Annotated in this window: 12 protein-coding genes; 6 read left to right on the forward strand and 6 right to left on the reverse strand. The window is 64.6% G+C overall.

Features of this window, described 5'->3' with window-relative positions; translation table 11 throughout:
• Positions 1 to 3: 3 nt before the first annotated feature.
• Entirely contained in the window at positions 4 to 1047 is a 1044-nt protein-coding gene (locus tag HZB49_RS07400; protein ID WP_291609852.1) for a LysR family transcriptional regulator, read from the reverse strand.
• A 68-nt stretch (positions 1048 to 1115) separates the two neighbouring features.
• On the opposite strand from HZB49_RS07400, the gene HZB49_RS07405 reads away from it, so the two are divergent.
• From HZB49_RS07405 to HZB49_RS07415, 3 genes are read left to right on the forward strand one after another with little or no spacing between them, the layout of a single operon-like run.
• Complete coding sequence (locus HZB49_RS07405; RefSeq protein WP_291609853.1) at positions 1116 to 1727, forward strand: hypothetical protein; 612 nt, start codon at positions 1116 to 1118, stop codon at positions 1725 to 1727.
• Positions 1714 to 2325 carry a GNAT family N-acetyltransferase gene (locus HZB49_RS07410; protein ID WP_291609854.1) on the forward strand — a complete coding sequence of 204 codons (612 nt, stop codon included), beginning with the start codon at positions 1714 to 1716 and terminating at the stop codon, positions 2323 to 2325. Before HZB49_RS07405 ends, HZB49_RS07410 begins: the two co-directional genes overlap by 14 nt.
• Positions 2322 to 2858: an isochorismatase family protein gene (locus HZB49_RS07415; RefSeq protein WP_291609855.1), complete on the forward strand. Its 537-nt coding sequence runs from the start codon at positions 2322 to 2324 to the stop codon at positions 2856 to 2858. The genes HZB49_RS07410 and HZB49_RS07415 overlap by 4 nt, the downstream gene beginning before the upstream one ends.
• A 9-nt stretch (positions 2859 to 2867) precedes the next feature.
• On the opposite strand, the gene rnd is transcribed toward HZB49_RS07415, so the two are convergent.
• Both rnd and HZB49_RS07425 read right to left on the reverse strand, forming a co-directional pair.
• A complete protein-coding gene (gene rnd / locus HZB49_RS07420) occupies positions 2868 to 4019 on the reverse strand; it encodes a ribonuclease D (RefSeq protein WP_291609856.1) in 1152 nt (383 codons plus the stop codon).
• Positions 4020 to 4590: 571 nt separating this feature from the next.
• Complete coding sequence (locus HZB49_RS07425) at positions 4591 to 6069, reverse strand: protein adenylyltransferase SelO (protein WP_291609857.1); 1479 nt, start codon at positions 6067 to 6069, stop codon at positions 4591 to 4593.
• A gap of 156 nt (positions 6070 to 6225) precedes the next feature.
• On the opposite strand from HZB49_RS07425, the gene aspS reads away from it, so the two are divergent.
• The 3 genes from aspS (at position 6226) to HZB49_RS07440 (ending at position 10946) form a co-directional block, all read left to right on the forward strand.
• Complete coding sequence (aspS, locus tag HZB49_RS07430; RefSeq protein WP_291609858.1) at positions 6226 to 8016, forward strand: aspartate--tRNA ligase; 1791 nt, start codon at positions 6226 to 6228, stop codon at positions 8014 to 8016.
• Between the two features lie 56 nt (positions 8017 to 8072).
• Positions 8073 to 10382, forward strand: coding sequence for an NADP-dependent malic enzyme (locus HZB49_RS07435; RefSeq protein ID WP_291609859.1), 2310 nt, complete (start codon positions 8073 to 8075; stop codon positions 10380 to 10382).
• Positions 10383 to 10496: 114 nt separating this feature from the next.
• On the forward strand, positions 10497 to 10946 hold the full coding sequence (locus HZB49_RS07440) for a DoxX family protein (protein ID WP_291609860.1): 450 nt from the start codon (positions 10497 to 10499) through the stop codon (positions 10944 to 10946).
• A 3-nt stretch (positions 10947 to 10949) separates the two neighbouring features.
• Here HZB49_RS07440 and HZB49_RS07445 read toward each other — a convergent pair whose 3' ends face one another.
• The 3 genes from HZB49_RS07445 to HZB49_RS07455 form a co-directional block, all read right to left on the reverse strand.
• A complete protein-coding gene (locus HZB49_RS07445) occupies positions 10950 to 11504 on the reverse strand; it encodes a dihydrofolate reductase (protein WP_291609861.1) in 555 nt (184 codons plus the stop codon).
• A gap of 13 nt (positions 11505 to 11517) precedes the next feature.
• Positions 11518 to 12471, reverse strand: a complete 954-nt coding sequence (locus HZB49_RS07450; protein WP_291609862.1) for a polysaccharide deacetylase family protein — start codon at positions 12469 to 12471, stop codon at positions 11518 to 11520.
• Positions 12472 to 12637: 166 nt separating this feature from the next.
• Positions 12638 to 13213: a glutathione peroxidase gene (locus tag HZB49_RS07455; protein ID WP_291609863.1), complete on the reverse strand. Its 576-nt coding sequence runs from the start codon at positions 13211 to 13213 to the stop codon at positions 12638 to 12640.
• Positions 13214 to 13239 lie beyond the last annotated feature (26 nt).

Raw genomic sequence — 13239 nt, forward strand, 5'->3', positions numbered from 1 at the left:
GAACTAGCCTGGCCCCGTAGCGGTATAGCCGCGCAACCCAAAATTCTCCCGCGTTTCCTGCATCAGCGGCACCAGATCGCTGGGATGGATGAATTCGTCCCGGAAGCAGGGATAAGCCCTCGGATCGAAAATCTTCTTCAGCCAGTCGATGACGATCTTGTGCCGCTCCGAATTGCGAAACTCCTTGTGATAGGTGATCCAGAGGTCGGTATGATGGCTGACGCCCATATCGACGGGGATCAGCGGCGCGCCGAGCGCCACCGATGCGGTCGGCAGGAAGCCGACGCCGGCCCCGCGCTCGACCGCATAGAGCACGCCGATGGAGGAGTTGGTCTTGATGCCGACCACGCCTTCGAGCGAGGTGATGCCGAGGATGCGCGCATAGGCGTTGTCGTCGATCTGCGGCGCATTCTGCTTGATGATGCGGTGGTTCTTCAGCTCCGCCAGCGTCTTCGGCACGCCGAACAGCTTGCGGTAGCCTTCCGAGACGAAGGGATAGACGTGGAGGCGGCCGATCCGCGCCGCGATCAGGTCCGGATTGGTCGGACGCTCGAACTGGATCGCAATGTCGGTTTCCAGTCGACCGACGTCGGCCTGTTCCATGGCGCAACGCAGGTCGACGGTGATCTTGCGATAGGTTTTCTGGAAATCGATCAGCCGCGGCAGGATCCAGAAATTGCCTGGTCCCTCGGTGACGGCGACGCGCACCGTTCCGGTGCTGGTGCCTGAGGCTCGCGACGCGCAGCGGAAGATGTTGAAGGCATGCCGCTCCATTTCCGTGAGGTCGGCGATCATCGCAAGGCCTTCCTCGGAGATCGTCAGCCCGCTCTGGTCGCGCAGGAACAGCCGGCACCCGATCCGCTCCTCCAGCCGGTCGATCCGTCGCATCAACGTGGTGCTGGTGACGCCCAGGAGGTCGGCGGCGTTGCGGAAACTCTTGTAGCGCGCGCAGGCCAGAAACGACTTCAGGTCATCCCAGGATGCGTCCAGGGAGTCCTCGGGCCTGTGCTGCGCGAACGCAGCACCCCGGTGCAATAGTTGCTGCATACCCCATATCCCCGCCCGCTTAAGTTGCTCAACGAGGGCTCGAGCAACGATAGAGGCGCAACCTGGACATGGAAAGGGCCTGTTTTACCGCACGGCACGATTTCGACTTCCTGCCGACCACCGCCAGGGTCGAAGTCCGGCCGGCAACGTTCGAGGAAATGCCGGCCGTTGCCGCCATGGCGCGCAGCATGGTGCCGGGGGTTCAGATCGGGGAGCAGGGGCTTCTGCAGCACCACCTGCATGACCCCGAGTGCATCCTGGTCTTCGCCCGGAAGGGCGGTCTGCTCGGCGGCATGGCGTTTCTCTATCTCAACGAGCGCGGGCACGACGCGCTGATGTCAGGCGAATTGTCGCCGACGCACCCGGACTTCTCGTTGCTCGCCGGCGCGAATGAGCAGGTAGCCGCCATCTACATCTGGGCGATCGGTGCGACCGGCCGCGGCATCGCGGGATTGGGCAAGATGGCCGCGCATCTGCGCAAGCCGCGCTATGTCGACGCCAACTGCTTCGCACAACCGTCAACGGCGGCGGGCCGCGATCTGATGATCGCGACGGGCTTCCGGCCGATCGCAAGTTCACAGCCCGACCTCTGGTGCTACGAGCGGCCGTGGAAGCGGCTGCCCGCGGGCCTCGGCGCATCCAATTTCACACAAGGGAGCATTTCAGATGCACGGTACTAGACCCGCGAAGCCGCCTGCACGCGCGATCACCATTCGTCTCGCCCGCGACCCCAACGACCTGATGACGGTGACCGCGATCCGCTCTGCGGTCTACCTTGCCGAGCAGGATTGCCCGATCGAGGAAGAATTCGACGGCAACGATCTCTGCGCGGCGCACTTCCTCGGATTCATCGGCAGCGAGCCGGCGGGCTGCCTTCGCGTCCGCTTCTTCGGCGAGTTTGCCAAGATCGAGCGGCTGGCCGTGCGGCATCAATTCCGCCGCACGCGGGTCTCCTTCAAGCTGGTGCAGGCCGCCGTCGAATACATCAAGCGCAAGGGCTTTCGGAAGATCTACGGCCTTGCGCAGGACAGGCTCGTGAATTTCTGGGCGCATTTCGGCGGACGCCCGCTCGAGGGCGGCCGCAAGGTCACCTTCTCCGACTTTTCCTACACCGAGATGGTGTTCGACATCGAGCCGGGCCCCGATGCGATCACGATCAAGAGCGATCCCTATGTGATCATCCGACCCGAGGGCGACTGGGACCGTCCCGGCGTGCTGGATCTTTCGGCCGAGCGCGAGGTGACGTCGCCCTTGCGCGACGTCACCGCGGGGACATGAGCCGCGGGTATCCGCCGATCCTCGTCTGCGCCGACCTCCAGGTCCAGTATCTGGGCGAGGAGTGCGGGGCAGATCGCGCAGCCGCGCGATTGCTTGCCCTGCTCGAGTTGTGGCGCGCGGAATTGTGGCCGGTGCTGCACCTCAAGCGGATCGCACAGGCCGCATGGTTCGATCCGGCGTCGAACCTCAGCGAGTGGTCGGCGGCGTTCCGCCCGCGGCCGGGGGAGATGGTGTTCGAGCACCCGCTGCCATCGGCCTACAGCGCGTCGCGCTTTGCCGAATACATGGCGAGCATGAGGGGCGTTCATTGCCTGGTGGCGGGTTGTTCTCTCGACGAAAGCATTCTGGCCACCGTCATCGAGGGATTTCACCGCGGTCACCGCTTCTGCGTCGTCGGCGATGCCGTGACCTGCGTGCCCTCGGCCGCCGGCAATGCCGAGGGGCATCATGCAGCGATGATGCGCGCGATCGGCAAGTTTGCAGCGGTCGAACAGAGTTCCGGTCTGATCGCGGCGGCAGCGAGTGACGCCTGAGGCGTCACTTCAGTGCCGGTCCACCCGGACAACGCGGCCCTTTTCGATCGCCAGCGCCAGCTTGCCGTGCTTCAGCGACAGGGCCGCCTCGCCGAACAGCTCGCGGCGCCAGCCGTGCAGGGCGGCGACGTCGGCCTGGTCGTTGGCTGCGATCTGCTCGAGATCGTCGACGGTGGCGATCACCTTGCTGGCCACCGCGTGCCGCTCCGAGGTCATGCGCAGCAGCACCTTCAGGAGCTCGATGATGGCCGTGCCGTTTGAATTGTTGCGCGGCTTTTCCAGCTTCGGCAGCGAGTGCGGATCGCGGGCGAGTCCGCGCTGCACGGCCGCGATGATGTCGTTGCCCCATTTCGAGCGGTCGAAGCCTTTCGGCAGCGAGCGTAGGTTGGCGAGCTTCTCCAGCGAGGTCGGCGCATGCGTCACGATATCGCCGACCGCATCGTCCTTGAGCACGCGGCCGCGCGGCACATCGCGGCTCTGGGCCTCGGTTTCGCGCCAGGCCGCGACTTCCATCAGGATGGCCAGTTCCTTCGGCTTGCGCACCCGCGTCTTCAGCCGCTCCCAGGCGCGCTCGGGATGGAAGTCGTAGGTGCGCGGCGAGGTGAGGACTTCCATCTCCTCGCTGACCCAGTTGTTGCGGCCGCGCTTCTTGAGGTCCGCATCGAGCGAGGCGAAGACGTCGCGCAAATGGGTGACGTCGGAGACCGCGTAATGCATCTGCTCCTTGGAGAGCGGACGGCGGGACCAGTCGGTGAAGCGGTGGGTCTTGTCGGGCCGATGGCCGGTTACCCGCTCGACCAGCTGGTCGTAGGCGATGCTGTCGCCATAGCCGAGCACCATGGCCGCCACCTGGGTGTCGAAGATCGGATGCGGGATGATGCCGGCGAGATGAAACACGATCTCGATGTCCTGGCGCGCGGCATGAAACACCTTCAGCACCGCCTCGTTGGACATCAGGTCGAAGAAGGGTTTGAGGTCGATGCCTTCCGCCAGCGCATCGATGATGACGGCCTCATCCGGGCTGGCCATCTGCACGACGCAGAGCAGCGGGTAATAGGTCGACTCCCGCAGGAATTCGGTATCGACGGTGATGACGGGGAACTTGGCGAGCCGGGAGCAGACGTCCGCGAGTTCGGCGGTGGTCGAAATCAGGTGATCCATGCACAGTCCATGACGTTTCCCGCACTGCCGATCTGTCCTTCCCTTGGCTCCGCAGCGTGCGGGGCCGGGACGGCAGACCGAAAGGCAGCGCTGGAATTTTGCCTTCCTGTGCCCAACGGTTTCCGAAGCTCGCCTCGAAGCTCGCCCTGAGGCGGGCTTCGGAAACCGGGGCACAAGGTCAACGCGTCGGCCGAAAGCGCTGATAAGTCAAGGGTCTTGTGGGCAAATTTGAAGGTTGCGTTCGGTCCGGCCGGCTTTCTGCCAGGCCGGACCGAGGCATCGCGACCACCGGTGGGCGGCCGCAATTTCCGCGAATGGGCTGCTTTTGCTCGGGATCAGTAGTGACGCACGTGCTTGGACGGGCGCCGCCCGGACGGGACGGCCAGCACGGCAAGGCAAAGGGCGATCATCATCAGGCCCATGAATTCGAAGGCAAACGCGTCCATGGAATTTCCCCCAACAGGGTCGCTAGACTTGTCGGGGTCGCGTTGAGCGTTTCTTAATTTGCCGAAACCGGCCGGACGCGCGCGATTCGATGGTGCACGCCGCCTTAACAAGCTCGGTTAACGCTTCATGTGCCGCAGAAGGTCTGCGTCACCCGCTGGCCGGCCTCGGGCGGCTCGGCATAGGCCGCGAACCGAGGCTGCTCCTCGAAGGGCTTTGCCAGCACCGTCAGCAGCTCCTCGAAGGGTGCGTAGTCGTCATCGTTCATCGCCGCCTGGATCACCGCTTCGACGCGGTGGTTGCGCGGGATGAAAGCGGGATTGACGCGATGCATCGCCTCGTGCCGTTCGGCCGGCGTCTGCGGCTCCAGGGCAAGGCGTTGTCGCCAGCGCGCCGCCCATTCGTCGAACCGGGTGGGATCGATGAAGAGACTGCGGACCGGCTCGTCGTTGTCGGCATCGAGTGCAGCGTCGCCGAGCCGGCGGAACGTGAGGGTGAAATCCGCCTGGTTCGTCGTCATGGCGTCCAGCAGGTCCTGCACCAGCGCCTCGTCGCCATCGGCCATGGTGGACAGGCCGATCTTGGCGCGCAGGCCGGCCTGATAGGCCGTCGTGAATTTCTCCGCGAATTCGCCGAGCGCAGACTGCGCCTGCTCGATCGCCTTGTCCTTGTCGTCAGAGAACAGCGGCAGCAGGCACTCGGCCAGCCGCGTCAGGTTCCACAGCGCGATGCGTGGCTGGTTGCCATAGGCGTAGCGGCCCATCTCGTCGATCGAGGAGAACACCTTGGCCGGATCGTATTCGTCCATGAAGGCGCAGGGGCCGTAGTCGATGGTCTCGCCCGAGATCGAGGTGTTGTCGGTGTTCATCACGCCATGGATGAAGCCGACCAGGAGCCAGTGCGCCACCAGCTCGGCCTGCCGCGCGATCACGGCGTCGAGCAGCGCGTGATAGGGGCGTTCCGCCTTGGCGAGTTCCGGATAATGCCGGCCGATCACGTGATCGGCGAGGCGGCGCACCCCCTCGGTGTCGCCGCGCGCAGCGAAGAACTGGAAGGTGCCGACGCGGATGTGGCTTGCCGCAACGCGGGTGAGCACGGCGCCGGGCAGCACGGTCTCGCGCATCACGCTTTCGCCTGACATGACGGCCGCGAGCGAGCGCGTGGTGGGAATGCCGAGCCTGAACATGGCTTCACTGACGATGTATTCGCGCAAGACCGGTCCGAGCGCCGCGCGGCCGTCGCCGCGGCGGGAGAACGGGGTGGGGCCGGAACCCTTGAGCTGGATATCGCGGCGGACGCCGTCGCGATCGATCACTTCGCCGAGCAGGATGGCGCGGCCATCGCCGAGCTGGGGCACGAAATGGCCGAACTGGTGGCCGGCATAGGCCATGGCGATCGGCTCGGCTCCCTCGGGTAGGCGCTTGCCCGAGAGGATTTCGGCGCCTTCGGGGGTCGAAAGCTGGTCCGGATCTAGCCCGAGCTGGATCGCCAGCTCCCGGTTCAGCTTGATCAGCCGGGGGGCTGCGACCGGAGTTGGCGCCACGCGGGCGAAGAAATTCGCCGGCAGGGCCGCATAGGTATGCTCGAAGGCGAATTGCAGCGTCATGGGCTCAAGATAGGCGCGGGAAGGGCCTTTTTCGAGCCCAAAACAGCTGCCTCATTCGGTTGCCGCACCCCGTTCCGTCGGGTAAACCGTCCCGCAATTCGGGCCTGGCTTTTGCCCCCGATTCGATCCCTCCGACAGCTGTTTTCTGGAAATTCCATGCATCGTTACCGGTCCCACACCTGCGGCGCGCTCCGCGAGAGCCACATTGGCGAGCAGGTCCGCTTGTCTGGCTGGTGCCACCGCATCCGCGACCATGGCGGTGTGCTGTTCATCGATTTGCGCGACCATTACGGGCTGACGCAGGTCGTCGCCGACCCGGATTCGCCGGCGTTCAAGACCGCCGAGAAGCTGCGCTCGGAATGGGTGGTGCGGATCGACGGCAAGGTGCGCCGCCGCCCCGCCGGCACCGACAATCCGGAACTCGCCACCGGCCTGGTCGAGGTCTATGTCAGCGAGATCGAGGTGCTGGGGCCAGCGGCCGAGCTGCCGATGCCGGTGTTCGGCGATCAGGAATATCCTGAAGATATAAGGCTCAAGTACCGCTTCCTCGACCTTCGTCGCGAGAAGCTGCACGCCAACATCATCAAGCGCGGCCAGATCATCGATTCCATCCGGCGCCGCATGAAGGAGCAGGGCTTCTTCGAGTTCCAGACGCCGATCCTGACCGCGTCCTCGCCCGAAGGCGCGCGCGATTTCCTGGTGCCGTCGCGGCTGCATCCCGGCAAGTTCTATGCGCTGCCGCAGGCGCCGCAGCAGTTCAAGCAACTCACCATGGTGGCGGGCTTCGACCGATACTTCCAGATCGCGCCCTGTTTCCGCGACGAGGACGCGCGTGCCGACCGCTCGCCGGGCGAGTTCTATCAGCTCGATATCGAGATGAGCTTCGTGACCCAGGACGACGTGTTCGGCGCGGTCGAGCCGGTCATGCGCGGCGTGTTCGAGGAGTTCGCCGAGGGCAAGCACGTCACCAAGAAGTTCCCGCTCATTCCCTATGGTGAGGCGGTGCGCAAGTACGGCTCCGACAAGCCGGATCTGCGCAACCCGATCCTGATGCAGGAAGTTTCCGAGCATTTCCGCGGTTCCGGCTTCAAGGTGTTCGCGCGGATGCTCGAAGATCCGAAGAACCAGGTCTGGGCGATACCCGGCACGGGCGGCGGTTCGCGCGCCTTCTGCGACCGCATGAACTCCTGGGCGCAGGGCGAAGGCCAGCCCGGCCTCGGCTACATCATGTGGCGCGAAGGCGGCGAAGGCGCCGGTCCCTTGGCCAACAACATCGGCCCGGAACGGACGGCCGCGATCCGCGACCAGTTCGGCCTGAAGGAGGGCGATGCCGCCTTCTTCGTCGCGGGCGATCCGGAAAAATTCTGGAAGTTTGCAGGGTTGGCGCGCACCAAGCTCGGCGAGGAACTGAAGCTGATCGACAAGGATCGCTTCGAGCTCGCCTGGATCGTCGACTTCCCGATGTATGAGTGGAACGAGGAAGAGAAGAAGATCGACTTCTCGCACAATCCGTTCTCGATGCCGAACATGGAGCCCGACGCGTTCCTTGCGCTCGACCCGAACGACAAGGAAACGCTGCTCAACCTCAAGGCAGTCCAGTACGACATCGTCTGCAATGGCGTGGAGCTGTCATCGGGCGCGATCCGAAACCACCGTCCGGACGTCATGAAAAAGGCGTTCGCGATCGCCGGTTATCCGGAGGAGGTGCTCGAGGCGAAATTCGGCGGCATGTTGCGCGCGTTGTCGCTGGGCGCGCCGCCCCACGGTGGTATCGCACCGGGCATCGACCGCATCGTCATGCTGCTTTGCGGGGAGGAGAACCTGCGCGAGGTGGTGCTCTTCCCGATGAACCAGCGTGCCGAGGACCTCATGATGGGCGCGCCCTCCGAGGTCACGCCGAAGCAGTTGCGCGAGCTTCACATCCGGCTCAATCTGCCGCAAAACTGAGGCAAACCGCCGATATCCTGAATTCGGGGTAGAGGAAGCTCGCGGGGGAAGCGTGCATGTCGTCCTATTCTGAAGACCTCCATTCCGCGGCGCTGGCCTATCACCGGCTGCCGCGGCCGGGCAAACTCGAGATCCAGGCCACCAAGCCGCTCGCCAACCAGCGCGATCTCGCGCTGGCCTATTCGCCGGGCGTGGCCGCCGCCTGTACCGAGATCGCGAACAATCCCGCCGAAGCCGCTTCCCTGACCGCGCGCGCCAATCTGGTCGCCGTGGTCTCCAACGGCACCGCCGTGCTCGGCCTCGGAAATATCGGCCCGCTAGCTTCCAAGCCCGTGATGGAAGGCAAGGCGGTTCTGTTCAAGAAATTCGCCGGGATCGACGTGTTCGACATCGAGATCGCCGCCGACACGATCGAGCGCGTGGTCGAGACCGTGGCCGCTTTGGAGCCGACTTTCGGCGGCATCAATCTGGAGGATATCCGCGGGCCGGAGTGTTTCGAGATCGAAGCGCAGCTGAAGGAGCGCATGAAGATCCCGGTCTTCCACGACGACCAGCACGGCACCGCCATCATCGTCACAGCGGCGATCGTCAATGCGCTGCAGCTCAACGGCAAGAAGCTGCCCGATGTGAAGATCGTCGCCTCCGGCGCCGGCGCGGCAGCGATTGCGACCCTCAATCTGCTGGTGTCGATGGGCGCCAGGCGCAGCAACATCTGGGTCTGCGACATCGACGGCGTCGTGCATGAAGGGCGCAACACCCAGATGGACCGCTGGAAGGCGGTTTATGCCCAGAAGACCGACAAGCGCACGCTGGGCGACGTGATCGGCGGAGCGGACATCTTCATCGGCCTGTCGGCGCCGAACGTGCTCAAGCCCGACATGATCAAGCAGATGGCAGAAAAGCCGCTGGTCATGGCGCTTGCCAATCCCACGCCGGAAATCATGCCGGACGAGGCGAGGGCGGCGCGAGCGGATGCGATGATCTGCACCGGCCGGTCCGACTTCCCGAACCAGGTCAACAACGTCCTTTGCTTTCCCTTCATCTTCCGCGGCGCGCTCGACGTCGGTGCCACCGCGATCAATGAGGAAATGAAGCACGCGGCAGTCGACGCGATCGCCCAGCTCGCGCGCGATCCGCCGTCCGATGCCGTGGCCCATGGTTTCGACACCGGGGAGACGCAGGGCTTCGGCCCGGGCTCGCTGATCCCAAGTCCGTTCGATCCGCGCCTGATCCTGCGGATTGCCCCGGCGGTGGCGAAGGCCGCGATGGATTCCGGCGTCGCGACCCGGCCGATCAAGAATTTTGACGAATATTGCGCCCAGCTTCAGCGCTATTCATTCCGGTCCGGCCTGACCATGAAGCCGGTGTTTGCGAAGGCGAAGACCCAGCCGGTGCGCGTGGTCTACGCCGAGGGCGAAGACGAGCGCGTGCTGCGGGCCACGCAAGTGGTGCTGGAAGAGAAGATTGCGCGGCCGATCCTGGTCGGGCGTCCCTCGGTGGTCGAGGCGCGGATCAAGCGGTTCGGCCTGTCGATCAGGTCCGGTCGGGATTTCGATCTCGTCAATCCCGAGGACGATCCGCGCTACCGCGCCTATGTGCAGTCCTATATCGACATCGCCGGCCGGCGCGGCGTCACGCCCGATGCCGCGCGCACGGTGGTGCGGACCAACAACACGGTGATCGCGGCGCTCGCAGTGGCGCGCGGCGAAGCCGACGCCATGCTGTGCGGCGTCGGGGGCCGTTACATGAGCCATTTGCGCCATGTCCGCGAGATCGTAGGCTTCCTGCCCGGCGTCAGCGAATATGCGGCGTTGGCGCTGCTGATCACCAGCAAGGGCGCCTATTTCATCGCCGACACCCAGGTGCGGCCGAATCCGAGCGCCGAGGAACTGGCGGAAGTGGCATCGCTCGCGTCGCTGCATGTGCAGCGCTTCAACATCAAGCCGAAGATCGCCTTCGTGTCGCATTCCGACTTCGGAAGCTATGACACGGATTCCTCGCGCAAGATGCGGCGCGCCACGCAATTGCTGAAGGACAAGCATCCGGAGATCGAGGCCGACGGCGAAATGCAGGGCGACACCGCGCTGTCGGGCGCGGCGCGGAAGCTGGTGCTGCCGCAATCCAATCTGGAGGGCGAGGCGAACATCCTGATCATGCCGAACCTCGATACGGCCAACGTTGCCTATCAGATGATCAAGTCGCTGGCGGACGCATTGCCGGTCGGACCGATCCTGATCGGTCCGGGGCGTCCCGTGCACATCCTTACCAAGTCGGTGACGGCGCGCGGCATCCTCAACATGACGGCGGTTGCCGCGGTCGAGGCCCAGGAGCGGGCCGGGCGTCAGCAACCGAGCCTGTTTGGCTAAAGAGGGCCGGGATCGGGGAAGGATTGCGGATTCTATTGATGATTTGAAAAGCGGGGACGGAACGCCCATAATCGCCGTCGCGACATCCGCTTTTTTGCATTTGAGGGGACGGTCATGCCAGCGTTGATTATTTTCGGGCGGATATTGTTTGCCGTGCTGTTCATTTACACCGGGGCGAGCAAGCTCGTTGGCATCCAGGCCACCGCCGATTTCATAGCCTCCAAGGTGACGGTTCCGACATTGCTTGCGCCCTATGCGTCCCAGCTCGAGAGCCTGGCTGGAATGAGCACGCCCCAATTGCTGGCGATCGGCGTCGGGGCCTTCGAGGTCATCGCCGGCTTGATGATCGCGGTGAATTTCGGCGCGCGGTTCTTCGCGATCCTGCTCGTCATCTTCGTGATGGCGGCGACCTTCTATTTCCACGATTTCTGGAGCCAGACGCCGGCCGATCCCAAGGCCATCATCGATGCGCTGAAAAATCTCTCGCTGATCGGCGCCCTGTTCATCATCGCCGGCTACGGCAAGGGCCCGCGCTCGGTCGAACCGGCCTACGGGGACGTGTAGCGATCAGCTGCGCCGCCACGGCGTGACACTGACGCCGTCGGCGGGATCGAGCATCGCGGCTTCACCCGGCTTCATTCCGTGCAGGCCAAGAACTTGCTGCGGCGTACGCGGGCCGACGCCGGGAAAGCAGGGCTCGCCGCCCGGCAGGCGCACCCTGGGCGCCACCGACAGCCAGAACGTGTCGTAGCGGTCCATGAACATGTCGAACACGCTGGGGCCGCCGATAATGGCGATGGTTCCGGAAGTGACGCCGGCGCGGGCGCAGGCCGCCTCGAACGGCGCGCGCGCGGGGTTCCAGAGCAGGGCGTTCGGGTTCGACGGATCGGGCTCGACCCCGGCAACCCGGCGGGTCAGGACGATCCGCTTGCGGCCGGGCGAGTTCGGCTGGTCCTCGTGGGAGTTTCGGCCGTGAACGATCAGCGCGGCGCGGTCGAGGGCGGCGGTGAAGAAGCGCTTGTCGCCCTCGAACTTCAGCGCTGCCGGCATGACGTTCTGCGCATCCGCCAGCATGCCATCGTCGGAGACGATGACATAGCCTTCGAAACGCAACGCCGGCACCGCCGTGTTGGTGCTAGTTCGAAACGTCCGTCACCACGCTGCTGAGCGGGCGGGAGCTCATGGTCGGCAGCTTGAGCTCCTTGATGACCGCTTCGTCATATTGTGCGATCGTCTGCACCGGCGCCTTGGCGCGCATCGCGACCACCTTGTAGCCGCCGGCCTTCAGGCGCTTGAGGAGTTCGGGTAGCGTTTCCGCGGTGTTCTTCTGATAGTCGTGCATGAGAAGGATGCCTTTGCCCTTCTTATCGAGCCCCTTCATCACGAGATCCAGCGGCTTCGTGCCGCGGTACTTGAAGTCGAAGGAGTCGATGTCGCAGGAGAAGCTCGCAATGTTGCGCTCGCCGAGATAGGTGAGCATTTCCGGCGGATGCTGCAGCGCCGGGAAGCGGAAGAACGGCGCGGGCGCGACACCGCCCAGCGCCCATTTCACGGCGCTGAAGCCCTTCTCGATCTCCTCCTTGCGCTGGTCCTCGCTCAGCTTCTTGTTGACCAGCGGGATATGCGACCAGGTGTGGGTGGCGATCGTGTGGCCTGCCGCGTACACCTGCTTGATGATTTCCGGGTAGTAGGTCGCGTGCTTGCCAATGGTGAAAAAGATGCCGGTCGTGCACTCCTCGGCAAGCGCCTTCAGCACCGCGGGCGTGTTGTTGAGCCACGGTCCGTCGTCGAAGGTCAGCACCACTTCCTTCTCTTTCAGGAAGTCGAGCTCCTTGAAGTGCTCGAAGCCGAAGCCGGGTCCGCCAGTCGTGTCGATTTCGACGGTGCGGGCGACACCGAGCGCATTCGGGTTGGTGCAAGCCGCGCGCGCAGGCTGTGGCGGTTGGGCTGCTGCTGCGGGAGGAGACGCGGCGGCCGCTGCTGCTGCCGGAGCGGCGGCTGACTTTGCCGGTGGCGTCTGCGACCACGCTACGCTGGAGGCGAGCAGCGAGACCGTGCCCGCAACAATAAGACCTGCCGCAATACGCATGTTCTGTTCCCTGTAGTTTTCCCTGTACCCGTGACTGGCCCTGAAGCCCCGTCCGGGTCAATTCGTGCCCCGTCGGATGATACCCTAGTTGGGGCGGCCCCGCCAACGCAACGACGCCGGGGACACACCGGCGAAATTGTCGCCGGACCGGTTAATTACGGGGCTCTCACGAGGCAGCCAGGGCGCGGGCGATCGCGGTCTTCACGCGCGTGTCCGTTGGCTCGACGCTCTCCGGGAAGGCCTCGGAAATATATCCCCCGCGGCCGATCAGGTATTTGTGGAAGTTCCAGCGCGGAACCTCCTTGGGCCGCGCTTCCGCCGCCCATTTATAGAAGGGATGGGCGTTCGGCCCCTTCACCGCGACCTTGCCAGCCATCGGGAAGGTCGCGCCGTAATGATGTTGCGCCGTCTCCGCGATTTCCTTGGCGCCGCCCGGCTCTTGTCCGCCGAAATCGTTGGATGGCACGCCGATGATGACGAGGCCGCGGTCGCGAAATTCGCGCCACAATTCCTGCAGGCCTGCATATTGCGGGGTGTAGCCGCACTGCGAGGCGGTGTTGACGATCAGCATCGGCCGGCCGGTGAATTCGACAAGCCTGATGTCGTCGCCGGACAGCGCCGGGAAGGAGAACGCGTAGGCCGAGATCTTGCTCATGGCAGCACCTTGCGCCCGCGCTGCGCGGGAGGAACAGCCGGCAACCGCGACCAGCGTTGCCGCCAGGAATATCCTGCGGTCGATCATGGTCATCCCCTTTGGATCGATCGGGC

It is taken from the genome of Bradyrhizobium sp. (assembly GCF_016219575.1).
Classification (GTDB): Bacteria; Pseudomonadota; Alphaproteobacteria; order Rhizobiales; family Xanthobacteraceae; genus Bradyrhizobium.

Coding starts and splice junctions, on each gene's coding strand:
- HZB49_RS07450 (WP_291609862.1), bottom strand. CDS start 12,471: ATGCGTATTGCGGCAGGTCTTATTGTTGCGGGCACGGTCTCGCTGCTC.
- HZB49_RS07455 (WP_291609863.1), bottom strand. CDS start 13,213: ATGATCGACCGCAGGATATTCCTGGCGGCAACGCTGGTCGCGGTTGCC.
- HZB49_RS07425 (WP_291609857.1), bottom strand. CDS start 6,069: ATGACGCTGCAATTCGCCTTCGAGCATACCTATGCGGCCCTGCCGGCG.
- HZB49_RS07400 (WP_291609852.1), bottom strand. CDS start 1,047: ATGCAGCAACTATTGCACCGGGGTGCTGCGTTCGCGCAGCACAGGCCC.
- rnd (WP_291609856.1), bottom strand. CDS start 4,019: ATGGATCACCTGATTTCGACCACCGCCGAACTCGCGGACGTCTGCTCC.
- HZB49_RS07410 (WP_291609854.1), top strand. CDS start 1,714: ATGCACGGTACTAGACCCGCGAAGCCGCCTGCACGCGCGATCACCATT.
- HZB49_RS07440 (WP_291609860.1), top strand. CDS start 10,497: ATGCCAGCGTTGATTATTTTCGGGCGGATATTGTTTGCCGTGCTGTTC.
- HZB49_RS07415 (WP_291609855.1), top strand. CDS start 2,322: ATGAGCCGCGGGTATCCGCCGATCCTCGTCTGCGCCGACCTCCAGGTC.
- aspS (WP_291609858.1), top strand. CDS start 6,226: ATGCATCGTTACCGGTCCCACACCTGCGGCGCGCTCCGCGAGAGCCAC.
- HZB49_RS07435 (WP_291609859.1), top strand. CDS start 8,073: ATGTCGTCCTATTCTGAAGACCTCCATTCCGCGGCGCTGGCCTATCAC.
- HZB49_RS07405 (WP_291609853.1), top strand. CDS start 1,116: ATGGAAAGGGCCTGTTTTACCGCACGGCACGATTTCGACTTCCTGCCG.